This is a genomic window from Mycobacterium parascrofulaceum ATCC BAA-614 (genome assembly GCF_000164135.1).
Taxonomy (GTDB): domain Bacteria; phylum Actinomycetota; class Actinomycetes; order Mycobacteriales; family Mycobacteriaceae; genus Mycobacterium; species Mycobacterium parascrofulaceum.
On record NZ_GG770555.1, the window covers coordinates 578,591 to 601,861 of the forward strand.

Below are 23,271 nucleotides of genomic sequence, written 5' to 3' on the forward strand. Positions count from 1 at the left end.
AGCCAAAAGAAAGTGTTAGAAACCGATGAGGAAAAAATAAATTATTGCTGGCAATATGACTGCGTTGCTAACGCCAGCGCCCGCTGATAAAGGGCGTCGAGCCGGCGCGCGCGGACCACGCCGCCCCTGGCGAGGTCGAGCTGGGCGGGGCACGCCGGCGAATGCAGCAGCTCCCAGTTGGCCACCACCTGGGACAGCATGGCCTGGTTGAGGTCGTCGATGGCCCGCCGCGACGCCGACAGGTCCGCCGACTCGCGGGGGGCGCCCGCGGGGTTCAGCTTCCAATCCGCGAATCGGCTGTATTCGAGGCCCTCGGTGGCGCTGATCTGGTCGCCGAACACGCGGGTGACGTAATCGGGGTCGACGCGCTGGGCCGCGGCCGCGGCGGCCATTTCCGCCAGCTCCTGCTGAACCCGGCCCTCGTCCTCGATCGCGGCGTGGGTGGTCCATTTGAAGGCGGCCACGGGCTCGGCGATCTGTAACCGCTGCGCGGCGGCGTACACCAACGGCGTGAGCGGGCCCGTGTCGTCGGCCGTCGCCGGCGAGGCCACCAGGATCGCGAGCCCGCCGAGCACACCGCCGCAGCGGGCCGTCAGGGCGGCGCGGCGGCTGGTCATGACCTTGATTGTGCGGCAACGCCGGGCGGTCGGGCGCCCCGGAGTTAGCCTGAGTGCTGATGTCGTCGACCATGGACAGCCGCGGCCCACACCGCGTTGCCACGCACCGCGGGAAATCGTTGCGCTCGAAGCAGATTCGTGTGCTGGTCGCGGTGGCGCTGGCGATCCCCTTGCTGCTGGGTGCCGCGTTCCTCATGGTGGAGCGCCTGCATTCGAGCCCGGTCGACGGCCTCGACCATCCCGACAGTCCGTTGAGCGACGATCAGTCGAAGGCTCAGGTCGTCCAAGCGGCGCGAAGCGTCGTCGCCACGACGAGTCTGCTGGCGTCGTCGGCCGGCTACGCGCTGATGTCGTGCAAGAACCGCGACGATCCGCCCTATCAAGGCGCGATCTATCTGACGTTCTCGCTGCCCGCCGCGGCAGCGGCCGACACTTACTTCCCGCGGATCGCCGCGACACTGGTCGAGCACGGCTGGGCCGAGGGCCTACGGCCCAACAATCACGCTTTCGCCGCGACGCTCACCAAGGATGCTGTCACCGTGATCGTTTATCGCCACGACGACGATCCCCGCCTGGGTGTCCTGCGTGTCTACGGTCAGTGCCGGAACGTCGGCGATCACCATGGGGACGCGACCGCGTGGTCCGACATCACCGACGAGATCGGCCGAACGCGTTGACCGGCTGACACATGTCCTGACGCAAGCGCTCAACCGGCCCCAGACGCACTACTGCGCCCGACGGCGTCGACGTCGGGCGCAGTAGCGACCTCGGGGCAGGTGAGGTTTATCCGCCGCCGCCGGGGCTGGCGCCGAGGGTGCCCTGCAGGTCCGGCTTCATAGCGTTGAGCTGGGCTCCCCAGTACTCCCAGCTGTGCGTTCCGTTCTGGTCGAAGTGGAACACGGCGTTGTGGCCACCGGCCGCGTTGTAGGCGTCCTGGAACTTCAGGTTGCTGCTGCGTACGAAGTTCTCCAGAAACTCGGCCGGCATGTTGGCCCCACCCAGCTCCGACGGCGTGCCGTTACCGCAGTAGACCCAGAGGCGGGTGTTGTTGCTGACCAGCTTGGGGATCTGGATTGTGGGGTCGTTGCGCTGCCACGCGGGGTCGCTCGACGGGCCCCACATGTCGCTCGCCTTGTAGCCGCCGGCGTCACCCATCGCGAGGCCGATCAGGGAGGGCCCCATGCCCTGCGAGGGGTCCATCAAGGCAGACAACGAACCGGCGTAGATGAACTGCTGCGGGTGGTAGGCGGCCAGGATCAGCGCCGAGGAGCCGGCCATGGAAATGCCGACCGCGGCGCTGCCCGTGGGCTTCACACTCTTGTTGGACTGCAGGTACTGCGGCAGCTCGCTGGTCAGGAAGGTCTCCCACTTGTAAGTGGTGCAGCCGGCCTTGCCGCAGGCCGGGCTGTACCAGTCGCTGTAGAAGCTGGACTGGCCACCGACGGGCATGATGATCGACAGGCCCGACTGGTAGTACCACTCGAACGCGGGCGTGTTGATGTCCCAGCCGTTGTAGTCGTCCTGGGCCCGCAACCCGTCGAGCAGGTACACCGCGGGGGAGTTGTTGCCGCCGCTCTGGAATTGGACCTTGATGTTTCGGCCCATCCCCGCGGATGGGACTTGCAGGTATTCGACGGGCAGGCCCGGGCGCGAAAACGCTCCCGCGGTCGGCGCGCCGCCGGCAAGACCGATCAGGCCCGGCAGGGTGACAGCCGCTGCCGTACCGACTAAAAGCCGGCGCCCCCAGGCCCGGACCTTCTTGCTCAGATCTGTCATACCTGCCCCTTGTCCGTATGTGATCGTCGTCTCAGGCAGGAATTTACCGTGCGAATAGGCCGAATGTCGATCGGGACGCGAGGACATCTCACTTTGGTCTCGCCTTTCTCCGACCAATTGCGGGCCAGGGATAACGGCCGGGCCGGGTTCACACCGGACGGCGCGCGGCGCGCCGATACCGTCCTGCGGCCCGAAACGCCTGGCAGCGGCGCGTCGCGCGGGGTATCACCCAATGCACTCGAGGCTCCATTTCACCCGCCATCACGGCGGCGGTTGGCCCCGCACCACCGGGCCGCCCCCGAAAAATGGCCGATTCGGTGCGCAAGGCGTTTATCGCCGCCGGGCGAAGACATCGTTCCGTAGCGTTTTCCCGGCGTTTCCCGGCAGCCGATCTCCCGGTTCTGGCTTGCCGGTCCGGCCGTCGATGCCGAACCGGGGCGGCCGGCGCCGCGCCGACCGCGTAGGCTCTCACGGAGCAAGCCGATGGAGACCACGTTTTCTCGGGTCGGTTCCGGCTCTCACGAACCACCTCACCAGGGATTTCTGGTGTGCGTCGGTGCGTCGAGGGCGCCGGACCCCCGGGACCGATTGGGGCATGAGTTTGGAAACGGTACTAGGGCTATCAGTGACGCCGACCGCCGTCGGGTGGGTCCTCGCTGAGGGACACGGCGCAGACGGCACCATCCTGGATCATCAGGAGCTGGCGCTGCACGCCGGCCGCGGCGCACGCGCCGCCAGTACCGCCGAGGAGGTAGTGGACGAGATCGCACGGGTGGAAGCGCAGGCGGCCGCCAGCGAACACCGGCTGCGGATCATCGGGGTGACGTGGAACGACGAGGCGGCGGCGCAGGCGGCGTTGCTGCTCGAAGCGCTGACAGACGCGGGCTTCGACAACGTCGTGCCGGTCCGGCAACTCGAGGCGGTCGAGACGCTGGCGCAGGCCATCGCACCGATCATCGGCTACGAGCAGACGGCGGTCTGCGTCCTCGACCAGGACGCGACGACCGTCGTCATGGTGGACACCCACGACGGCCAGACGCAGACGGCGACGAAGCAGGTGCGCGGCGGCTTCGACGGCCTGACGCGCTGGCTGACCGGCATGTTCGACCGCGACGGATGGCGGCCGGGCGGGGTCGTGGTGGTCGGCGCGCACAACGACATCGACGGTTTCTCCTGGCGCCTCGAGAATGCGCTGCCCGTACCGGTTTTCGTGCAAGCGATGGCCCAAGTGACGATCGCCCGGGGCGCGGCGCTGGCCGCCGCGCGCAGCACCGAGTTCAGCGACGACCTGCTGGCGGTGCACCCCGGCGAGCCCGCCGCCGCGCCACCCGCACCGCGGAAACTGTCCTACACCGGGGCCGCGACCACGCTGGCCGCCGGTGTGGTCACCTTCGTCGCCTCACTGTCGCTCGCGGTGGGCATCCAGCTGGCTCCGGCCAGCAAGCCGGCACCGCGGCACGCGGTGCATCCGCCCGCGCCGCAAGTCGCCGAGGCCGTCGCGCCGCCCCCGGTCGTGGCGCCGCTGACGCCGCAGGCGAAGGTTCGCGCGGACGAACCGCTCACCGAACCCGCCGCGCCGGAGGTGCAGCCGCCGGAGCCCAACGGCCGGCAGCCCTACTTGACGCGAGTGCTCGAGCACATCCCGGTCGACTCCGGTGAACCGACGGGTGACTCGGCGCCGCAGGCGCCCGCCGAACCGCAGCCCTGACGGCTTCGGCGGCTCAGCCGTCTTTGCGGTGAGTCGCGGTGAAGGTCACCGAAACGTCGTCGGCGACCTGGACGGAACCCATCAACAGTGAGTACGGCTTGATGCCGTAGTCGGTCTGCCGGACCGTGGACTCGGTCGACATCCGCCATGCGTCCCCGAGATCCTCGGTGCGCAGGTCGATTACGTGGTCCCGGGATTTACCCCGAACCTCGAGTCGGCCGGTGAGCCGATACCCGTCGCCGGCCTTCTCGATGGCCCGGGTGGAGAAGCGGATTTCGGGAAACCGGCCGGCGTCCAACGACTTCAACGCGTTGGACCGCACCAGAGCCTTCTCCGGCCCGGACAACCCCTTCACGCCGCCCTCGCCGCGCAGCACCTCGAACGAATCCGTTTCGACGACCAGTTCCACGGTTGCGGGCTCCGAGCCGGCCCAGCTCACCGTGGCGTGCCAGCGGGTCATCGCGATCGTCAGGCGATGCCCCATTTTCGCGGCGCGGCCCCGGACTCCGGTCGCAAGGCACAGCTCGCCGTCGGCGGCGCCCAGGCTCCACTCGTCGGTCATAGGCCGACTGTAATCACATCGTCAGCACGGTGCGGTAGTGCGCCCGCCCCTGCTCCAATGCCGCATAGCCCTCGGCGGCCTGCGACAGCGGCAGTTCTTCGACCCACGCCCGCACCCCCGACAGGACGGCGAAATGCATCGTGTCTTCAACGTCTTTCGCCGTGCCGGAAGGGTGGCCGACAATGCTCAGCCCCGGCGTGATCAGCTGCACGGGACTGATGGGCAGCGGTTCGGGGGTCACCCCGATGGTCACCAGTTCACCCTGCGGCGCCAGGCCGCCGACCGTGTCGGCCATGGCCTTCGCGTTGCCGGCCGTCCCCAGCACGACCGTCGCCCCACCCAATGCCCGCAGCGCGTCGGAGACGTCGCCGGTGGTCGAGTCGATGTAATGGTGGGCGCCCAATTTCTTTGCGTCCTCGGCCTTTCCGGCGCCGCGGGCGATGGCAATGGTCTCGAACCCCATGGCGCGAGCGAACTGCAGGCCGAGGTGGCCCAGGCCGCCGACCCCGAGGACGGCCACCCGGTCGCCGGGCAAGGCCCTCGTGTGGCGCAGGGCGTTGTAGGTCGTGACCCCCGCGCAGCCCATGGGCGCGGCTTCCACATCCGTGAGCTCTGAGGGGACCCGCGCCAGGGCGTTGGCCGGCACCGTCACCGATTCCGCGTAGCCGCCGGGGTAATGCCAGCTGGGCACCTTGCCATTGACGCAATGGATGAAGATGCCCTTGCGGCAGGGGTCGCAGCGGTAGCAGCAGCCGCCGAACCAGCCGACCGCGACCCGATCGCCCACCGCGAAGCCCTCGACGCCCTCGCCGAGTTCGGCTATGGTGCCGGCGATTTCGTGCCCCGGGGTCAGCGGCCACGACAGATTCGGGAAGCCGCCGTTGACGAATGCCCGGTCGGTTCCGCATATGCCGCACGCGGTGACGGCGATCCGCACCTCGTCACGACCCGGCGGCCGGGTGTCCACTTCGGCAAGCTCCAGGGGGCCGCCTTCGGACTGGATCCGGACGGCTTGATGTGTCGGCATTGGGTTAGCCTAATGCGCCACTGGTGATTTCGCCGCCCCGTCGGTGTGGTAGTCGACCTGCCAATGCTTGATCCCGTTGAGCCAGCCGGACCGCAGGCGTTCGGGCTTTCCGATGGCTTCCAGGTTCGGGATGCCGTCGGCGATCGCGTTGAACATCAGGTCGATGGTCATCCGCGCCAGATTCGCCCCGATGCAGTAATGCGCGCCGGTGCCACCGAATCCCACGTGCGGATTGGGGTCGCGCAGGATGTTGAACGTGAACGGGTCCTCGAAGACGTCCTCGTCGAAATTGGCCGAGCGGTAGACCATCACCACCCGCTGACCCTTCTTGATCTGCACGCCGGACAGTTCGTAGTCCTCCAGCGCGGTGCGCTGGAACGACGTCACCGGCGTGGCCCACCGGACGATCTCGTCGGCCGCGGTGGCCGGGCGCTCCCTCTTGAACAGCTCCCACTGGTCGGGAAAGTCGGTGAAGGCCATCATGCCCTGGGTAATGGAGTTGCGGGTGGTCTCGTTGCCTGCCACGGCGAGCAGGATGACGAAGAAACCGAACTCGTCGTCGGAGAGCTTGTGGCCGTCGATGTCGGCCTGGACCAACTTGGTAACGAGGTCTTCGCCCGGGTTCTTCGTCCGCTCGGCGGCCATTTGCATGCCGTACATGATGAGTTCGACCGAGGCAGTCATGGCGTCGTTGCTGGCGAACTCGGGGTCCTGGTCGCCGACCATCTCGTTGGACCAGTGGAAAAGCTTCTTGCGGTCTTCCTGCGGCACACCCATCAACCCGGCGATGGCCTGCAACGGCAGTTCGCAGGAGACCTGCTCGACGAAGTCGCCGCGCCCCTCGGCGGCCGCTTGTTCGACGATGCGCCGGGCGCGCTCGGCGAGGTCGCCGCGCAGGCGCTCGATGGCCCGGGGGGTGAACGCCCGCGAGATGATCTTGCGCAGCCGGGTGTGTTGGGGCGCATCCATGTTGAGCAGAACGAACTTGCCGCGTTCGACCTGCTCGCCGACCGTGCCGTCCTTGTAGCGTGGCAGGGCGGTGTTCTTCAGGCTGGAGAAGACATCGCTGCGCAGCGAGACCTCTTTGACGTCCTTGTGCTTGGACACCACCCAGAAGCCGCCGTCGTCGAATCCGCCCGCCCCGAGCGGCTGCTCGTTCCACCAGATTGGCGCGGTCCGCCGCAGTTCGGCCAGTTCCTCGACCGGCAGGCGCTCGGCGTGGACGTCTGGATCGGTGAAGTCGAATCCGGGGGGCAGATTGGGGACCGGCTTGGCGGTTGGCTCGACGGTTGGCATGGCCCGCTCCTCGATGACGAAGTGGTCTAGTCGTCTTTGTGCAAATAAACCATTGCCGCACCACGGTTGGGAAGCGTTGACACAAGATCGCCGGCGACAAATTGGAACGTGTTCCTCGTTTCGCGTCCGGGGCGCCAATACGGTCTTGTGACCGGCGCCTCGATGGATATGCTTTGGTGCAGGTCACCGGCGAGGACAGGCGGGGTGGAACATGATTCGGGAATTGCTGAGCGCCGCTTCGGTAGCGGGTATGGCGGTCGGGCTGGCGCCGAGCGCGGCGGCCGGATACGACGGCGACGTGCCGGGCATGAACTATCAGGCCTCGCTGGGCGCGCCGTGCGACAACTACGAGCGCTTCATCTTCGGTCGGGGCCCGAGCGGCCAGGCCGAGGCCTGCCACTTCCCTCCACCCAACCAGTTCCCGGCGGCCACCACCGGATACTGGGTCATGTCGTACCCGCTGTACGGGGTGCAGCAGGCCGGCGCGAAATGCCCCGGGCCGCAGTCCGCGGCGCAGTCGGATCGCGGGCTACCCATGCTGTGCCTGGGGGAACGGGGTTGGCAAGAGGGCTGGTTCACCGGGGCCGGGTTCTTCCCTCCGGCCGAATGACCGGCTGAGAGCCATGACCGACGGTCGGCCCGGCGAAACTCCCGTCCCGCGCTGGCTGCGGTTCGTCCTCGCATCGGACCGCGCCGGTTCGGCCTGGTACATCGGAACCGGCTTCTTTTTCGCGCCCGTACTCGCGGTGCTGTCGCCATGGCCCGTCGTCACCGCCGTGCTGTGGGGGGCCATCGGGTTGGCCGGGCTCTGGCTGGGCCTGCTGGGCATCGCCATGGCCGTCGGGCTGGCCCGGGTTCTGCGGTCCGGGGCCGAAATTCCCGAATCGTACTGGCGCACCTTGGTGAACTACTAGGGCACGGCGCCCGGTCTAGAGTCATAGCAACTGTCCGGCGACAAGAGGAGACTCGAGATGGGCTTCAAACCGAAAGACGCGGTCGACGCGGCCAGGGACATCGCGACCAACGCGGTCGAGAAGGCATCCGACATCGTCGAACACGCCAGCGACATCATCCGCGGTGACATCTCCGGCGGCGCCAGCGGCATCGTCCAGAACTCGATCGACATCGGCACGTACGCGGTCGACCGGACGAGGGAAATGTTCAGCGGCCGCGACGAACTCGACGACGAGGTCTAGGCGGCCCTCAGACCGAGGCGGCCTCGTTCAGCTCGTCCAACCTGTTGGTCGCTTCCAGGTACTCCTGCACCCAGCGCTCGATGACCGTCGCCGTCTTCTCCACCTTGGTGAACTGGCCGACGACCTGACCGACCGGGTTGAAGGCGACGTCCACGCTCTCATTCGGGTACCGGTTCGTGGCCCGCACGGCCATGCCGGAGACCATGTACTGCAGCGGCATCCCGAGCGGCTTCGGGTTGTCCGGTGCCTCCCACGCCTCGGTCCAGTCGTTGCGCAGCATGCGCGCGGGCTTACCGGTGAACGACCGGCTCCGGACCGTGTCCCGGCTGCCCGCCTTGACGTACGCCTGCTGCTGAACCGGCGTGTTGGAGGACTCCTCGACCATCAGCCACTGCGACCCGGTCCACGCCCCTTGCGCCCCCAGCGCCAGCGCGGCCGCGATCTGCTGGCCGCTGCCGATGCCGCCGGCCGCGAGCACCGGCACGGGTGCGACCTCCTTGACCACCTGCGGCCACAACACAATCGAGCCCACCTCGCCGCAGTGCCCGCCGGCCTCGCCGCCCTGGGCGATGATGATGTCGACGCCGGCGTCCGCGTGCTTGCGGGCCTGCGAGGGCGAGCCGCACAGCGCGGCCACCTTGAGCCCGGCGTCGTGGATGTGCTTGATCATGTCGGCCGGGGGAGTGCCCAGCGCGTTGGCGATCATCTTCACCTTCGGGTGCTTGAGCGCCACTTCGACCTGGGGCGTGGCCGTCGCCTCGGTCCAGCCCAGTAGTTGCAGGCTGTCGCCGTCGCTGTCCTCGATCGGCACCCCGTGGTCGGCGAGGATCTTCTTGCCGAAGTCCAGGTGCTCCTGGGGCACCATCTTGCGCAGGGTTTCTGCCAGCTCCTCGGCGGACAGGTGCGAGTCCATGCCCTCGTACTTGTTGGGGATGACGATGTCGACGCCGTATGGGTGGTCGCCGATGTTCTCGTCGATCCAGTTGAGCTCGATCTCGAGCTGCTCGGGGGTAAAGCCCACCGCGCCCAGCACGCCGAAACCGCCGGCCTTGCTGACCGCGACCACGACATCACGGCAATGGGTGAACGCGAAGATCGGGAACTCGATACCAAGCTCATCGCAGATGGCGGTGTGCATGCCTACTCCTGGGGCGCGGGCCGAATTGAAACGTGTTCTAGTTTAGTACGGACGGCATTGACGTGGCCAGCGGGTCCTGACCTGCGTGTTGTCACTACGACCCGTCGCTTCGGCCATTCGCGGCCGCTCAGATCCGCGCGCCGTACGCAACCCACAGCACCACGAACGCGAACATGCAGCCCGCGCACACGAGGTGGTCGCGGCAGACGGACCGCGCCAGGCGCGTCTGCTCGGGCGGACCGTCGGCGCGCCGGCCGAGCCGCACCGCGTCGGGAACCGTTTGCGTCAGCGCCAGCATGGTCGGAGTCCCCGCCAGGACGGCCGAGAGGACGAGAAGCCACCAGGGGTCCTGCCCGCGCGCGGACTGGTAGGTCAACGCCCCCAGCAGCACCAGCATGACGACGGCGATGAGCCGGCCCATCGGGCGCGACGTGGTCGTCGCGCGATGGTAGTAAGCCGCGATGGAGGCCAGCACGGGCTCGGGAAGATCGGTTGGGGCCCAACGGTATCGGAGCACTTGCACATCGAACATCAGATCCATCCAGAGGACGGCGAACAAGAATCCGCCACAGGCCGTGAGCAACGTGGCCATGACGCGCCTCCATCTCCGACTCACCGCGAGCACCCGCCGGTGTGGACCCATTGTTTCGCAGCGGCGCAAGATGTCGGGGGATAGCGCGCTATGCGTTGAAATCACTTGCGCCACTTTTGTTTCAGTTGTGTCGGGCGGGCAAGTTTTGTCGGTGGGCGGGCTTAGTATTCGAACATGCGTTCGAGTGATGCTTACTGCTTGTTTGGGTGCCGGGTTGGGCGGCGCACGTGGCGTTGACCGACCGTGAGCAGATTGCGGCCGACGTGGAGGCGTTGTGCGCGGCGGCGGCTCGTTTGCAGGGGCATTCGTATGCGGCGTTGACCACTCCGGAGCGCTTGGGGATCTTGGAGACACTCGAAGGCGTCACCCGCAAGCTTCAGGCGCCGAGTCATGAGTTGATCAATCAGCTGGGGGAGCAGGCGGATCCGGCCGAGCTGGGTGGCAGGTTGTCGTGGGCGTTGGCCGATCGGCTGCACATCAGTCGCGGGGAGGCCAGCCGTCGTGTCGCGGAGGCCGCCGAGCTGGGTCCGCGCCGGGCGCTGTCGGGGGAGCCGTTGCCGCCGGTGTTGGCGGCCACCGCGGCGGCCCAGCGCGCCGGGGCGATCGGGTCGGAGCATGTGGCGGTGATCCGGCGGCTGTTTCGCCAGCTGCCCGAATCGGTGGACCTCGACACCCGTGAGCACGCCGAAAGACACCTGGCCGGCGAGGCCACCCGGTATCGCCCCGATCAACTGGCCACGCTGGCGCGCCATTTGTTGGATTGCCTGCACCCCGACGGCCACTACACCGATGCCGACCGGGCGCGCGTCCGCGGGCTGGTGCTGGGTCACCAGCAGGCCGATGGCATGTCGAAGCTGAGCGGGTGGCTGACGCCCGAGGCGCGCGCCACCTGGGAGGCGGTGTTGGCCAAGCTGGCCGCACCCGGGATGTGCAACCCCGACGACGAAGCGCCGGTCGTGGACGGTCCCGCGACAGAAGCTGCGGTGCAGCGCGACACCCGCACAGCGGCCCAGCGCAACCACGACGGCCTGCACGCCGCACTGCGCGCGATGTTGGCTTCCGGCACACTGGGTCGGCACAACGGGTTGCCGGCGACCATCGTGGTGACGACCACGCTTAAGGAGCTGGAGGCCGCGGCGGGTAGAGGCTTGACCGGCGGGGGCACCATCTTGCCGATGTCCGACGTGATCCGCCTGGCCCGCCACGCCCACCACTACCTGGCGATCTTCGACAACGCCAAACCGGTGGCGCTCTATCACACCAAGCGCCTGGCCTCACCCGGGCAGCGCGTCGTGCTGTACGCCAAGGACCGCGGCTGCTCACACCCAGGCTGCGACGTGCCCGGCTACCTCTGCGAAGTCCACCACGTCACAGACTGGGCCCACACCCACCGCACCGACATCGACCAACTCACCCTGGCCTGCGGACCCCACCACCGCCTCCTCGACAACGGCTGGACCACCCGAAAACGCCCCAACGGCGACACCGACTGGATCCCACCACCCCACCTCGACCACGGCCAACCCCGCACCAACACCTTCCACCACCCCGAAAAAATCCTGGCCGAAGAAGACGACGAAGAAAACGAAGGAGACGCGCCGTAACGGTCAGGCTATTGATCCGCTCCCTGGCGGACGGGTAGGTTAGTCGTGCCAATTACGACACGGCAGGTAGCGTAATTGAGGAACCCCGTTCACCGAGAGGATCGGCTCGATGCGCAGCGCCTACGCCGGCGATCCCTTCACCACGTCGACCGCGGAAATCGAAGCCGCACTCGCCGATGTCAGCATTCCGACGCTGCTGCTTTCGCTGGTGCACATCACCGGCGACCCGCGATACATCCGCGACTTCAAGCAAATGGGCCTCTTCCTCAACGAGATCCAAGGCTTCATGTCCGATGAGGACAAGGCGCGGGCCCGCGCCGCCGCCCTGCCGGTGATCACCGACTACCGGGACCGCGGTTGCCCCGAGCCGAAGCCGCTGAGCCTCGACCTCATTCGGGAAATGATGGACTGGGCCGCCTGCGAGCACGTGACCGACGACTACCTACCGCTGATCCAGGAGGAGATGGACCTCGACGGGGTCGATCCGCGCCGTCCGCCGGCGCTGCCGGCCGAAAGCGCGGCCGATCTCCCGATCCTTGTCGTCGGCTGCGGCGAATCGGGCATCCTGGCCGGAATCCGGCTCAAGCAGGCCAACATTCCCTTCACCATCGTGGAGAAGAACGCCGGACCGGGCGGAACCTGGTGGGAGAACAGCTATCCGGGTGCCCGCGTCGACGTGGCAAACCACTTCTACTGCTACAGCTTCGAACCCAACAACGACTGGACGCACTTCTTCGCCGAGCAACACGAGCTGCAGGACTACTTCACCCGGGTCATGGCCAAGCACGACCTGGCCGAACACGTGTTGTGGAGCACGGAGGTGCTGGCCGCCGAATGGGTCGACGCCGACGCCACCTGGAGCATCCGGCTGCGCGGCGCCGAAGGCCAGGTGAGCACGGTGCGCGCCCGCGCCCTGATCACCGCGGTCGGCCAGCTGAACCGGCCCAACATTCCCGACTTCGACGGCGCCGACAGCTTCGCCGGCCCCTCGTTTCACTCGGCCGCCTGGGATCACTCCGTCGATCTCAGCGGCAAGCGAGTGGCGCTCGTCGGCGCAGGCGCCAGCGGCTTCCAGATCGCCCCCGCCATCGCACCGGATGTCGAGCGGCTCACGGTGTTTCAGCGGACCGCGCAATGGATGTTCCCCAACCCGATGTATCACGACGAGGTCGGCGACGGCATGCGCTGGGCGATGCGCCACCTGCCGTTCTACGGGCGCTGGTACCGCTTCCTTGTCCTGTGGCCAGGCTCCGACAAGGGCCTGGACGCCGCGGAAAGCGACCCGGATTATGCCGACCAGGAGCATGCCGTCAGCGACATCAACGCGGCCGCCCAGATGATGTTTTCCCAATGGATCACCAGCCAGGTCGGTGAAGGGCACGAGCTGTTGAGCAAGGTGATGCCCGACTATCCCGCCTGCGGCAAGCGGACCCTGCAGGACAACGGCAGCTGGCTGCGGACACTTCAACGGGACAACGTCGAATTGGTGCGCACGCCGATCCGGCGGATCGTCCCGCGCGGCATCGTCACCGAAGACGGCGTGACGCACGACGTCGATGTCATCGTGTACGCCACCGGATTCCGGCACACCGACGTGCTCTGGCCACTCAACATCACCGGCCGGGACGGGACCGACCTGCACGAGATGTGGGGGACCCGGCCGTACGCGTACCTCGGGATCACCGTTCCGAAGTTCCCCAACCTGTTCATCATCTACGGGCCCGGCACCCACCTGGCCCACGGCGGCAGCCTGATCTTTCAGTCCGAACTGCAGATGCGCTACATCGACCAATGCCTGGCGCGGCTGGCCGACCCAGACGTGCATTCGATGGAGCCGACGGCCGACGCCGCCACCGATTGGCATGCGCGGACGCAGACGCAGATCAACAAGATGGTGTGGGCGCACCCCGCGGTCAAGCACTCGTATTTCAAGAACGCCGACGGCGAGATCCACACCGTCAGTCCGTGGCGCCTCAACGAGTATTGGGCCGCGGTGCGCGAGCCCGACTGGTCACAGTTCGTCGTCCGGCGAAGGAAGTGAGCACGCCACCATGCGAACGGTAGTCGTCGACGGCCCCCACGGCATCCGGGTCGACACCCGACCCGACCCGGCCCTGCCCGGCCCCGACGGGGCGATCGTCGAGGTCACCGCCGCCGGCATCTGTGGGTCCGACTTGCACTTCTACGAAGCGGATTTCCCGATGCCGGACCCGATCGCGCTGGGGCACGAAGCGATCGGCACCGTGGTGGAAGCCGGCCGCGACGTGCGCACCGTCAAGGTCGGCGACCACGTGATGGTGTCCTCGGTGACCGGATGCGGCGCCTGCGCCGGTTGCGCGACCCGCGATCCGGTCATGTGCCACAACGGCTTCCAGATCTTCGGCGGAGGCGTGCTGGGCGGGGCGCAGGCCGATCTGCTGGCCGTGCCGGCCGCCGACTTCCAGTTGCTCACGATGCCGGAAGGCATCAGCACCGAGCAGGCGCTGTTGCTCACGGACAACCTCGCCACCGGGTGGGCCGCCGCGCAGCGCGCCGACATTCCGTACGGCGGCACCGTGGCGGTCATCGGCTTGGGTGCCGTCGGCCTCTGTTCGCTGCGCAGCGCGATCTTTCAAGGCGCCGCAACGGTTTTCGCGGTCGATCAGGTCGACGGGCGGCTCGAGCGCGCCGCCCGGTGGGGAGCGACGCCCCTCAAGGCGCCGGCGGTCGACGCCATTCTCGCCGCCACCGGGGGCCGCGGCGCCGACGCGGTGATCGACGCCGTCGCCACCGACGCGTCCCTGACCGACGCGCTCAATGCGGTGCGACCGGGCGGCACCGTCTCGGTAGTCGGCGTGCACGACATGAACCCGTTCCCGCTCAACGCGCTGGGCTGCCTGATCCGCAGCATCACGCTGCGGATGACGACCGCGCCGGTGCAGCGCACCTGGCCGGAATTGATCCCGCTGCTGCAGTCCGGGCGGCTCGACGTCGACGGCATCTTCACCACGACGCTGCCATTGGCCGACGCCGCCAAGGGCTACGCGACGGCGGCGTCGCGGTCGGGCGACGACGTGAAGATCCTGCTGACGCCGTAGCGCGTCTTACCGTGTCGCCGTTATGTATTGGGACCGCATGAAACTGTCGATCTTGACGTCGACGTCCGGCGGGTCCATCCCGTAACCGGCCTGCAGGTCCAGCGTGTTGCGGACGGGCTCGACGACCCATCCGTGCGCGGCCAGCCGTTCCGCGGGATCGGTCTGCGGCTCGTAGGTCAGGGCCGAGAAGTCGACGTCGCCGGACATGTTGACGCCGGGATGCGCTTTCTCCAACGCCTCGAGCTGCTCGTGGTCCAAACGGGAACCCAACGCGCCGATGGCGATCCGGCTGCCGGGCGCGCTGAGCCCGCTGATCCGGGTGAAGAGCGTGTTCTGGGCCTCGTCGGTCAGGTAGGGCAGCACACCCTCCACCGACCAGGCGCTGGGGCGTTCCACGTCGAAGCCGGCCGCCTCCAGCGCCCGCGACCAGTCGGTGCGCAGATCGGCGGCAACCTCTACCCTGGGGGCCTTGGGTTTGGCGCCGTGCCGGGCGAGCACGTGCGCCTTGAATTCCAGCACCTTCGGCAGGTCGACCTCGTAAACCCTTGTGCCCTGAGCCCATTCGAGCCGATATGCGCGGGAGTCCAGGCCGGCGGCCACGATCACCGCCTGACGTATGCCCGCGGCGCCGGCGGCGACGAAGAAGTCGTCGAAGAATCGGGTCTGCACGCCGTAGAGGCGGGGGAAGGCCATCTCGTCCTCGGAGGTCCCCGGGTTGGCGAGCACCCCCGCCAAATACGGGTCTCGCGACGCCTCGATGAACATCTTGGCGTAGTCGTCCCGGACCAGCGGCTGCGGGCTCAGCGCGTGCAGCGCACGCCACCCGGCCACCAGCAAGGCGGTGTAGCCCACGCTGCTGACGATGTCCCAGTGATCGTCGTCGGAACGGAGCGAGCCGAACTCGGGCGTCGTGCTCATGGTGGTTGGCCCTCCCGTCGAGAAGTCAGCCGCGAAAAACCGGCACGGTCAACGTACCCGCAGTTCCTGCGTCAAACCTCCAGGAATACTGTGACCGGTCCATCGTTGACCAATTCGACCTGCATGTTCGCCCCGAACATCCCGGTCTGGACCTCGGCGCCCAGCCCCCGCAGCGCGTCGGCGAACGCCGCGACCAGCGGCTCGGCCACCGCGCCCGGCGCGGCCGCGTTCCACGACGGCCGCCGGCCTTTGGCGGTGTCGGCGTACAGGGTGAACTGACTGACCACCAGGATCGGGGCGTTGACGTCGGCGGCGGACCGCTCATCGGCGAGAATGCGTAGGTACCAGACCTTTTCGGCGAGCCGCCGCGCCTTGTCCGGGTCGTCGCTGTGGGTGACCCCGACGAAGGCCAGCAGACCCTGGCCCTCCGGCCGGATGGCGCCCACCACGTCGCCACCCACCGACACCGTCGCCGACGCCACCCGCTGCACCAACACCCGCATGGGCCTCGATGCTGCCAGGCCCGCCCCCAAAAGGTTGGGTAGGCTCGACGAGTGTCCGTGCTCGTCGCGTTCTCCGTCACGCCTATGGGTGTCGGCGAGGGCGTCGGCGAGATCGTCGCCGAAGCGGTTCGCGTGGTACGCGATTCCGGCCTGCCGAACAAGACGGATGCGATGTTCACCGTGATCGAGGGCGAGACCTGGGACGAGGTGATGGCCGTCGTCCAGCGCGCGGTCGAGGCCGTGGCCGCTCGCGCCCCCAGGGTCAGCACGGTGATCAAGGTGGATTGGCGGTCCGGCGTCACCGACGCGATGACCGAGAAGGTGGCCTCCGTCGAGCGTTACCTCGAAGACGGCTAGCTGTTGTGACCCGGGAGGTTGGCGGCGTCGCGGAAGGCGCGCTCGGCCGCGTCGCCGTGGACCGCGAACACCACCTTCTCCAACGATTTCGCCGGGTGTTGCCGGACGGCGTCGACCATCAGCCGCGCCGCCTCGTCCAGCGGGAAACCGCCGACGCCGGTGCCGAAGGCCACCAGCCCCAGCGAGCGGCACCCGAGCTCGTCGGCCTTGCGTAGCGCGGAAGCGGCGGCCCGCGCGATGATCTGCGCCGACGTCGGGCCGCCGGGCTCCATGGTCGCGGCGTGGATGACGTAGCGGGCCGGCATGGCGCCGGCCGTGGTCTCGACGGCATCGCCGAGCCCGATCGGCGCCTTGGCGGCCGATTCGCGCTGCAGGTCCGGGCCCCCGGCGCGCGCGATGGCCGCGGCGACACCGCCGCCGTGCCGCAGTTGCGTGTTGGCCGCGTTGGTGATCGCGTCCAGTTCGAGCTTGGTGACGTCCGCCTGCACAACCGCTAGCTCGATCATCGGCCGATTATCTCGCAGACGTTGCGCCCGGCCCTGCCAGTAGGCTCATGCCGGTGAGCGCTCGCGCAGGCATCGTCGTCACCGGAACCGAAGTCCTCACCGGGCGCGTCCAAGACGCGAACGGCCCGTGGATCGCCGACCGCCTGCTGGAGCTGGGCGTCGAGCTGGCGCACATCACGATCTGCGGCGACCGGCCGGCCGACATCGAGGCGCAGCTGCGCTTCCTGGCCGACCAGGGTATGGACCTGATCGTCACCAGCGGCGGCCTGGGGCCCACGGCCGACGACATGACGGTCGAGGTGGTGGCGCGGTTCTGCGGCCGCGAGCTGGTCTTGGACGAGGAGACCGAGAACAAGATCGCCGACATCCTCAAGAAGTTGATGGCGCGCTTCGAGGGCGCCGACTTCGAAGCGGTGCGGGCGGCCAACCGCAAGCAGGCGATGATTCCCGCCGGCTCGCAGGTGCTCGACCCGGTGGGCACCGCGCCCGGGGTGGTGGTGCCCGGCACGCCGACGGTCACGCCGACGGTCATCGTGCTCCCGGGCCCGCCCCGCGAGCTGCAACCGATGTGGCGCCGGGCCATCGAGACGCCCGCGGCGCAGCAGGCGATCGCCGGCCGCACGCTCTACCGGCAGGAAACCGCGCGGATGTTCGGGCTGCCCGAGTCGGGTCTGGCCGAGACGCTGCGCGACGCGGAGACCTTGGTGCCCGGGTTCGAATCGCTCGAGATCACCACCTGCCTGCGGCGCGGCGAGGTGGAGATGGTCACGCGCTACGAGCCGGACGCCGCCGCCAGCTACGACAAGCTGATGCAGCTGATGCGCGAGCGACACTCTGCGCAACTCTTCTCCGAAGACGGTTCGACGGTGGACGACCTGGTCGCCCGGGCGCTGGCCGGCCGCCGGATCGCGACGGCCGAATCGTGCACCGCGGGGATGCTGGCGGCGCGACTGACCGACCGGCCGGGATCGTCGGACTACGTGTCCGGCGGGGTGGTCGCCTACTCGAACGAGGCGAAGGCGGAGCTGCTCGGCGTCGACCCGGCGCTGATCGATGCCCACGGCGCGGTGTCCGAGCCGGTGGCCGAGGCGATGGCGGCGGGCGCGCTGCGCCGTTTCGGCGCCGACACCGCCGTCGCTATCACCGGCATCGCCGGTCCGGGTGGCGGAACTGACGAAAAGCCAGTCGGGACAGTCTGTTTCACCGTGGCGCTGGCGGACGGCCGGAAAGATACCCGCACCTTGCGGCTGCCCGGCAACCGCTCCGACATCCGCGAGCGCTCGACGACGGTGGCGATGCACCTGCTGCGGCGTGCCCTGGGCGGCCAGTAACGCGAGCGTCACGCTGGCGTGGCCCCGGCGGCCCGGCGCCACGCTGGCGTGACGCTCGGGGCCGGCGGCGAGCGGCGGTGGCGCCGGGCGGCCATGCGGCCTCACGTCACTTCGGTTGGCAGGAAAGCGCTTTCGGCCGTGCCGAAGCGTATTCCCGTGGCGTCCTTGCCGATCAGCGTCAGCAATGCCACCGCGAGCAGCACCGGCACGATCGTCGCCGCCAGGGCGAAGGGATAGCCGTGCGACTCCGCCAGCCGCTCCTGGATGGGCAGGTTGAACGCGGCCAGCAGGTTTCCCAGCTGATACGTCACGCCGGGGTAGAGGCCGCGGATGGCATCCGGCGACATCTCGGTCAGGTGGGCGGGGATCACGCCCCACGCGCCCTGCACGCACAGCTGCATCAGGAACGAACCGAGACACAGCATCGCGGCCGTGCGCGAGTAGGCGAACAGCGGGACGATCGGCAGCCCCAGCAGGGCGCAGAAGATGATGGTGTAGCGGCGGCTGAACCGCTGCGACAGGCTGCCGAAGACCAACCCACCGATGATGGCGCCCACGTTATAGACGATGACGATCCACTTGACCGTCGCGCTGGACAGCCCCGCGCCGTGGTTGGCGGTCGACGTCAGGAACGTCGGGTAGACGTCCTGGGTGCCGTGGCTCATCCAGTTGAACGCCGTCATCAGCAGCACCAGGTAAAAGAACCGGCGGACGATCGCCCCGTCGCGCAACACGTCGCGGATCCTGGTGCTGGTCAGCTTCATCTGGTCCTGCGCGGCTTCCCAGACCTCGGACTCCTCGACCCGGTAGCGGATGATCAGACTGACCAGCGCGGGAACGATGCTCAGCGCGAACAGCCACCGCCACGACAACCCGAGCCAATTCATCACCACCAGCGAAGCGACGCTGGCCAACAGGTAGCCGAACGCATAGCCCTCCTGTAGCAGCCCGGAAAAGAAGCCGCGTCGCTCGACGGGGACCTTCTCCATGGCGAGCGCCGCGCCCAGCCCCCACTCGCCGCCCATGCCGATGCCGTAGAGGAGTCGCAGGATCACCAGCACGGTGAAGTTGGGGGCGAACGCGCACAGGAAGCCCACCACGGAGTAGAACATCACGTCCACCATCAGCGGGAGTCGCCGGCCGACGCGGTCGGCCCACAACCCGAAGATCAACGCGCCGACGGGACGCATGGCCAGGGTGGCGGTGGTGACGAAGGCGACCTCCGCTTTGCTGTGATGGAAGGTCTTCGCGATGTCGGCGTAGACGAGCACGACGATGAAATAGTCGAAGGCGTCCATCGTCCAGCCCAGCAACGCCGCGACGAACGAATTCCGCTGATCGGCGGTCAACTTCTTGCGAGGACTTTGAGTTGTCACGTCAGCATCGTGCAGTACCGGGCGCGAAGGCGCGAGAGTAAGTTCCGAATACATGCGCATCATCGACGCCGACGGACACGTCGCCGAGAATTCCTCGCTGGCAATCGAAGCGATCAAACGCTGGCCGCAATACGTCAAGCCCGCTGCCGACGGCAGCCGGATGACGTTCGAGGGACGCAGCTACCCGGAGGACCGGGGGCCCGGTGCCGGTTGTCCGCCGGAGCACGGCATCAGCAAGGCGCCGGACATCAACTGCCGATCGACCGAAGGCGTGCTGGGGGATGCCGATCGCGACCACATCGACACCATGGTGTTGTACCCGAGCTTGGGGCTATGCGCCCCGACGCTCGAGGATCCCGAGTTCGGGGCCGGCTTCTCCCGGCTCTACAACCAGTGGATCGCGGATTATTGTGCCCCATCGGGTGGACGGCTGCGCGGCGTCGCGGTGACCCCGATCGAGCACGGCCAGGCGGCGGTCGACGTCATGACCGAAGCGAAAGAGCTTGGGCTGGTGGCGACTCTGGTTCCGCCGGCGCTCAAGACACGTAACCTCGACCATCCCGACCTGGACGCCTTTTACGCCGCCGCGGTCGATCTCGACATGCCGTTGGGCATTCACGGTGCCCCGGGCATTCACCTGCCGAAGATCGGTGTGGACCGCTTCACCAATTACATTCAGGTGCACTGCATCAGTTTCCCGTTCGACCAGATGACGGCCATGACGGCGCTGGTCTCCGGCGGCGTCTTCGAGCGGCACCCGCGGTTGCGGGTCGCCTTCCTCGAGGCGGGCGCGGGTTGGGTCCCGTTCTTCATGGATCGCCTGCACGAGCACTACGAGAAGCGGGGCGACTGGGTCGATCGCGGCTGGCGCCGCGATCCGCACGAGTACCTGGCCGCGGGCAACATCTGGGTGACGTGCGAGCCGGAGGAACCGATCCTGCCCGGGGTGATCGACGTGCTCGGCGCCGAGTTCATCATGTTCGCCAGCGACTACCCGCACTGGGACGGCGAATGGCCGGAGAGCACCAAGCACCTGCGGACCCGCCCCGATATCAGTGAAGAGGCCCGCGAAAAGATCGGCGGGCTCAACGCCCAGCGCTTCTACAACTTGAATTGAGCGCCTGCCCAATCCTCGTGACCGGCGGCCCGATAGCCTCGTGAGAACGCAGCAATTTTTTGGGAGGCGACGATCTGAGATGGCTGACAAATGGTTCTCCGATAGCAGCGCGCCGGGACAGTTGACGCTCGCGGATCTGTGCGACCAGATCGAACAGAAAATGCACCTCAACGCGGACAACCAGAAATCCCCGCAGGAGTTCTCCGATTGGCAGTCGTGTGTGGCAGATCGGGACGCCACGATCTATAAGTTGAGCGCCGCCATCGTCAACCTGTGCCAGATGGTGAAGTACCTGTCAGCAGAGGGCCAGCGCGGCGACACTTAGCAGCGAGTGGTCGGCCGAAGCCGAACGGCGCGTAAAACAGATTTGGCTGCCCTTCCCGCGCGTCGGGTGAGAAGATCTTGGGCATGGGCCCTTTCCTGCTTCGCGCCGCGCTGACCGGATTCGCGCTGTGGGTGGTGACGAAGTTCGTCCACGGGATCACATTCATCGGCGGTGACACGAAGCTCGAACGGGTCGGCATCATCTTCGTCGTCGCCGTCATCTTCGGTCTGGTCAACGCGTTCATCAAGCCGATCGTCCAGCTGTTGTCGATCCCGTTGTACATCCTGACCCTGGGCTTGTTCCACGTCGTCGTCAACGCGCTGATGCTGTGGATCACCGCCCGCATCACGGAGCACACGACGCATTGGGGTCTGCAGATCGATCACTTCTGGTGGACGGCGATCTGGGCCGCAATCGCGTTGTCCATCGTGAGCTGGCTGCTGTCGCTGATCATTCGGGACGTCAGCCGGCGCTAGCGGCCCTGCCACCGCGGCGGCCGCTTCTCGGCAAAGGCCCGCGGCCCCTCTTTGGCGTCTTGGGTCTCGAAAACGCGGTCGCTGTGCCGGGTTTCGTTGTCGTACGCCGACTCCAGGTCGAGCGCCAAACCCTCGACCGCCGACTGCTTGGTCGCGAGCACCGCGAGCAGCGCGTTGGCCGCGATGCGCCCGGCATAGTCATACGCGGTATCCATCAGCCGCTCCGGCGGGACCACGCGGTTGATCAGCCCCATCGCCAGCGCCCGCTCCGCGTCGACCATGTCGGCGGTCAGCAGCAGCTCCATCGCCAGCGGGTAGGGCATCTGGCGCGGCAACCGCACGGTGCTCCCGCCGCCGGCGAACAGGCCCCGCTTGGGCTCCATCACCGCGAATCGCGCGGCCGGCACGGCCACCCGGATGTCGGTGGAGCTCAACATCTCGAAGCCGCCGGCGACGCAGGTGCCGTTGACCGCGGCGACGATCGGCTTGTAGACGGGGAAGCGGTGCAGGACGGCGTGGATGGCGTCGTCCTTGTTCCACCCTTCGGGCTGCGGCAGGTCGCCGGTGAGTTCGGGGATGAACTTCTTCAGGTCGGCGCCGGTGCAAAAGTCCTGCCCCACACCGGTGATCACGGCGACCCAGGCACCGGCGTCGTCACGGAACGCCGCCCACGCGTGCGCCAGGTCGCGGAAGTGTTCCATGTCCAGCGAGTTGCGCGTCTCGGGACGGTTGATCGTGATGGTGGCGATGTGACCGTCCCGCGTGTAGTCGATGCTCACCCCGCCTCCCGTTGACGGGCCAGGCGGACCACGTCGCGCGCGCAACCCCACGACAAGGTCACGCCGTTGCCGCCGTGGCCGTAGTTGTGGATGCACACGGCCTGGTTGCGGGCCCCTGCGAGCGGTTCGGCCGCCACCCGCACCGACGGCCGGTCGGGACGCAGCCCGGTGATGATCTCGATCACCTCGGCCTCGGCGAGCCGCGGCTCGATTCGGCGGCAGCGCCGCAGGATTCGTTCGGTCAGGTCGGGGTCCGCGGTGGTGTCCCAGCGATCCGGGATGCTGATGCCGCCGCACACCACGCGCTGCGGGTGCGGGAAGAAGCAGGTCCACTCCGGGCCCCCGTTGATCTCCAGAAACAGCTGCCGCAGACCGGGATTGGTGAGCACGACGTGCTGGCCGAACAGCGGTCGCACGGTGTCGTCCCCGGCCAGCCGTCCCGCGGCGAGGCCCGCGCAGTTGATCACGGTCGGCGCGGCGTCGGCGGCCTCGGCCAGCGACTGCACCGGATGCTCCTCCACTTCGCAGCCGGCCGCGGCCAGCCGCCGGGTCAGATAGTCCAGATACTGCGGCATGTCGATCATCGGCAGCGTGGCCCGAAAGCCGTTGCCATAGCCGTCCGGAAGTCCGGCCGGGTCGGCCGGCCCCAGATCGGGAATCAACGCTGCGGCCGACGACATCGCCTCGGCCGCAGTCGATTGGCCAACGGCCACCGCCGGGGCCAGTTGCACGCCGGTGCCGGGATCGTCGGCGAGCTCGCGGAAGACCCCCAGGGAGTGTTCGGTCCAGGCCAGCGTGTCGCTGGCCCGATCCGCCGGCCGCGGCGGCAACCACACCGCGCCCGCCACCCTCGACGTCGTGTGCTGGGGCATGGCGGCCGCCCACACCCGCACCGGCCAGCCAGCCTCGGCCAGGCACACCGCCGACGTCAGCCCGCTGACACCGGCACCGAGGACCACGATCTGTTGCGCACTGGCCACGGCGCCACCG

Annotated in this window: 26 protein-coding genes; 13 read left to right on the top strand and 13 right to left on the bottom strand. The window is 68.0% G+C overall.

Translation table 11 applies throughout. The annotated features are described in order from the left end of the window. Positions 1-41: 41 nt before the first annotated feature. Complete coding sequence (locus HMPREF0591_RS18165) at positions 42-617, bottom strand: chorismate mutase (protein ID WP_007170099.1); 576 nt, start codon at positions 615-617, stop codon at positions 42-44. A 140-nt stretch (positions 618-757) separates the two neighbouring features. On the opposite strand from HMPREF0591_RS18165, the gene HMPREF0591_RS18170 reads away from it, so the two are divergent. Then, positions 758-1,294, top strand: a complete 537-nt coding sequence (locus tag HMPREF0591_RS18170) for a hypothetical protein (protein WP_244268943.1) — start codon at positions 758-760, stop codon at positions 1,292-1,294. 106 nt (positions 1,295-1,400) lie between these two features. Here the strand turns inward: HMPREF0591_RS18170 and ag85B are convergent, their stop codons facing one another. Further along, the gene (gene ag85B / locus HMPREF0591_RS18175; protein ID WP_007170101.1) at positions 1,401-2,393 is read right to left on the bottom strand and encodes a diacylglycerol acyltransferase/mycolyltransferase Ag85B; all 993 of its coding nucleotides are present in this window, start codon (positions 2,391-2,393) and stop codon (positions 1,401-1,403) included. A gap of 601 nt (positions 2,394-2,994) precedes the next feature. Here ag85B and HMPREF0591_RS18180 point away from each other — a divergent pair. After that, entirely contained in the window at positions 2,995-4,101 is a 1,107-nt protein-coding gene (locus HMPREF0591_RS18180) for a DUF7159 family protein (protein ID WP_040623331.1), read from the top strand. A 13-nt stretch (positions 4,102-4,114) separates the two neighbouring features. Here the strand turns inward: HMPREF0591_RS18180 and HMPREF0591_RS18185 are convergent, their stop codons facing one another. Genes HMPREF0591_RS18185 through HMPREF0591_RS18195 form a run of 3 tightly spaced genes read right to left on the bottom strand, consistent with a single transcriptional unit; the run spans position 4,115 to position 6,986 of the window. Then, on the bottom strand, positions 4,115-4,663 hold the full coding sequence (locus HMPREF0591_RS18185; protein WP_007170104.1) for a YceI family protein: 549 nt from the start codon (positions 4,661-4,663) through the stop codon (positions 4,115-4,117). A gap of 13 nt (positions 4,664-4,676) precedes the next feature. Further along, positions 4,677-5,690 carry an alcohol dehydrogenase catalytic domain-containing protein gene (locus HMPREF0591_RS18190; protein ID WP_007170105.1) on the bottom strand — a complete coding sequence of 338 codons (1,014 nt, stop codon included), beginning with the start codon at positions 5,688-5,690 and terminating at the stop codon, positions 4,677-4,679. A gap of 9 nt (positions 5,691-5,699) precedes the next feature. Then, the gene (locus HMPREF0591_RS18195) at positions 5,700-6,986 is read right to left on the bottom strand and encodes a cytochrome P450 (protein ID WP_007170106.1); all 1,287 of its coding nucleotides are present in this window, start codon (positions 6,984-6,986) and stop codon (positions 5,700-5,702) included. A gap of 211 nt (positions 6,987-7,197) precedes the next feature. Here HMPREF0591_RS18195 and HMPREF0591_RS18200 point away from each other — a divergent pair, with 211 nt between their 5' ends. Genes HMPREF0591_RS18200 through HMPREF0591_RS18210 form a run of 3 tightly spaced genes read left to right on the top strand, consistent with a single transcriptional unit; the run spans position 7,198 to position 8,182 of the window. Continuing rightward, complete coding sequence (locus tag HMPREF0591_RS18200) at positions 7,198-7,596, top strand: hypothetical protein (RefSeq protein WP_007170107.1); 399 nt, start codon at positions 7,198-7,200, stop codon at positions 7,594-7,596. 13 nt (positions 7,597-7,609) lie between these two features. Then, positions 7,610-7,900, top strand: a complete 291-nt coding sequence (locus HMPREF0591_RS18205) for a hypothetical protein (protein ID WP_007170108.1) — start codon at positions 7,610-7,612, stop codon at positions 7,898-7,900. A 57-nt stretch (positions 7,901-7,957) separates the two neighbouring features. Further along, the gene (locus tag HMPREF0591_RS18210; protein ID WP_007170109.1) at positions 7,958-8,182 is read left to right on the top strand and encodes an Rv1893 family protein; all 225 of its coding nucleotides are present in this window, start codon (positions 7,958-7,960) and stop codon (positions 8,180-8,182) included. A 7-nt stretch (positions 8,183-8,189) separates the two neighbouring features. On the opposite strand, the gene HMPREF0591_RS18215 is transcribed toward HMPREF0591_RS18210, so the two are convergent. Continuing rightward, positions 8,190-9,320, bottom strand: a complete 1,131-nt coding sequence (locus tag HMPREF0591_RS18215; protein WP_007170110.1) for a nitronate monooxygenase — start codon at positions 9,318-9,320, stop codon at positions 8,190-8,192. Between the two features lie 127 nt (positions 9,321-9,447). Beyond that, positions 9,448-9,912, bottom strand: a complete 465-nt coding sequence (locus HMPREF0591_RS18220) for a hypothetical protein (protein WP_007170111.1) — start codon at positions 9,910-9,912, stop codon at positions 9,448-9,450. A 227-nt stretch (positions 9,913-10,139) separates the two neighbouring features. Between HMPREF0591_RS18220 and HMPREF0591_RS18225 the strand changes: the two genes are divergently transcribed. The 3 genes from HMPREF0591_RS18225 (at position 10,140) to HMPREF0591_RS18235 (ending at position 14,593) form a co-directional block, all read left to right on the top strand. Beyond that, positions 10,140-11,516, top strand: coding sequence for an HNH endonuclease signature motif containing protein (locus HMPREF0591_RS18225; RefSeq protein ID WP_007170112.1), 1,377 nt, complete (start codon positions 10,140-10,142; stop codon positions 11,514-11,516). 109 nt (positions 11,517-11,625) lie between these two features. Further along, positions 11,626-13,557, top strand: coding sequence for a flavin-containing monooxygenase (locus HMPREF0591_RS18230; protein ID WP_007170113.1), 1,932 nt, complete (start codon positions 11,626-11,628; stop codon positions 13,555-13,557). 10 nt (positions 13,558-13,567) lie between these two features. Further along, entirely contained in the window at positions 13,568-14,593 is a 1,026-nt protein-coding gene (locus HMPREF0591_RS18235) for an alcohol dehydrogenase catalytic domain-containing protein (protein WP_007170114.1), read from the top strand. Positions 14,594-14,599: 6 nt separating this feature from the next. Here the strand turns inward: HMPREF0591_RS18235 and HMPREF0591_RS18240 are convergent, their stop codons facing one another. Together HMPREF0591_RS18240 and dtd are read right to left on the bottom strand one after the other, a co-directional pair. Next, on the bottom strand, positions 14,600-15,511 hold the full coding sequence (locus HMPREF0591_RS18240) for a class I SAM-dependent methyltransferase (protein WP_007170115.1): 912 nt from the start codon (positions 15,509-15,511) through the stop codon (positions 14,600-14,602). A gap of 71 nt (positions 15,512-15,582) precedes the next feature. Beyond that, the gene (gene dtd, locus HMPREF0591_RS18245; protein ID WP_007170116.1) at positions 15,583-16,014 is read right to left on the bottom strand and encodes a D-aminoacyl-tRNA deacylase; all 432 of its coding nucleotides are present in this window, start codon (positions 16,012-16,014) and stop codon (positions 15,583-15,585) included. Positions 16,015-16,065: 51 nt separating this feature from the next. On the opposite strand from dtd, the gene HMPREF0591_RS18250 reads away from it, so the two are divergent. Then, on the top strand, positions 16,066-16,371 hold the full coding sequence (locus HMPREF0591_RS18250; protein ID WP_007170117.1) for an MTH1187 family thiamine-binding protein: 306 nt from the start codon (positions 16,066-16,068) through the stop codon (positions 16,369-16,371). Here the strand turns inward: HMPREF0591_RS18250 and HMPREF0591_RS18255 are convergent. Beyond that, on the bottom strand, positions 16,368-16,877 hold the full coding sequence (locus HMPREF0591_RS18255) for a macro domain-containing protein (protein ID WP_007170118.1): 510 nt from the start codon (positions 16,875-16,877) through the stop codon (positions 16,368-16,370). The genes HMPREF0591_RS18250 and HMPREF0591_RS18255 overlap by 4 nt on opposite strands. Positions 16,878-16,930: 53 nt before the next feature. On the opposite strand from HMPREF0591_RS18255, the gene HMPREF0591_RS18260 reads away from it, so the two are divergent. Then, positions 16,931-18,208: a competence/damage-inducible protein A gene (locus tag HMPREF0591_RS18260; RefSeq protein ID WP_482805094.1), complete on the top strand. Its 1,278-nt coding sequence runs from the start codon at positions 16,931-16,933 to the stop codon at positions 18,206-18,208. Between the two features lie 101 nt (positions 18,209-18,309). Here HMPREF0591_RS18260 and HMPREF0591_RS18265 read toward each other — a convergent pair whose 3' ends face one another. Continuing rightward, positions 18,310-19,647 carry a sialate:H+ symport family MFS transporter gene (locus HMPREF0591_RS18265; protein WP_244268945.1) on the bottom strand — a complete coding sequence of 446 codons (1,338 nt, stop codon included), beginning with the start codon at positions 19,645-19,647 and terminating at the stop codon, positions 18,310-18,312. On the opposite strand from HMPREF0591_RS18265, the gene HMPREF0591_RS18270 reads away from it, so the two are divergent. From HMPREF0591_RS18270 to HMPREF0591_RS18280, 3 genes are all read left to right on the top strand, one after another. Continuing rightward, a complete protein-coding gene (locus HMPREF0591_RS18270) occupies positions 19,637-20,701 on the top strand; it encodes an amidohydrolase family protein (RefSeq protein ID WP_007170121.1) in 1,065 nt (354 codons plus the stop codon). The genes HMPREF0591_RS18265 and HMPREF0591_RS18270 overlap by 11 nt on opposite strands. A 79-nt stretch (positions 20,702-20,780) precedes the next feature. After that, entirely contained in the window at positions 20,781-21,026 is a 246-nt protein-coding gene (locus HMPREF0591_RS18275) for a hypothetical protein (protein WP_007170122.1), read from the top strand. 83 nt (positions 21,027-21,109) lie between these two features. Further along, positions 21,110-21,502 carry a phage holin family protein gene (locus HMPREF0591_RS18280; protein ID WP_007170123.1) on the top strand — a complete coding sequence of 131 codons (393 nt, stop codon included), beginning with the start codon at positions 21,110-21,112 and terminating at the stop codon, positions 21,500-21,502. Here HMPREF0591_RS18280 and HMPREF0591_RS18285 read toward each other — a convergent pair. After that, positions 21,499-22,281: an enoyl-CoA hydratase/isomerase family protein gene (locus HMPREF0591_RS18285; RefSeq protein WP_007170124.1), complete on the bottom strand. Its 783-nt coding sequence runs from the start codon at positions 22,279-22,281 to the stop codon at positions 21,499-21,501. The two genes, HMPREF0591_RS18280 and HMPREF0591_RS18285, sit on opposite strands and share 4 nt — an antisense overlap. Continuing rightward, on the bottom strand, positions 22,278-23,261 hold the full coding sequence (locus HMPREF0591_RS18290; RefSeq protein ID WP_007170125.1) for an FAD-dependent oxidoreductase: 984 nt from the start codon (positions 23,259-23,261) through the stop codon (positions 22,278-22,280). Before HMPREF0591_RS18290 ends, HMPREF0591_RS18285 begins: the two co-directional genes overlap by 4 nt. Between the last annotated feature and the right edge of the window lie 10 nt (positions 23,262-23,271).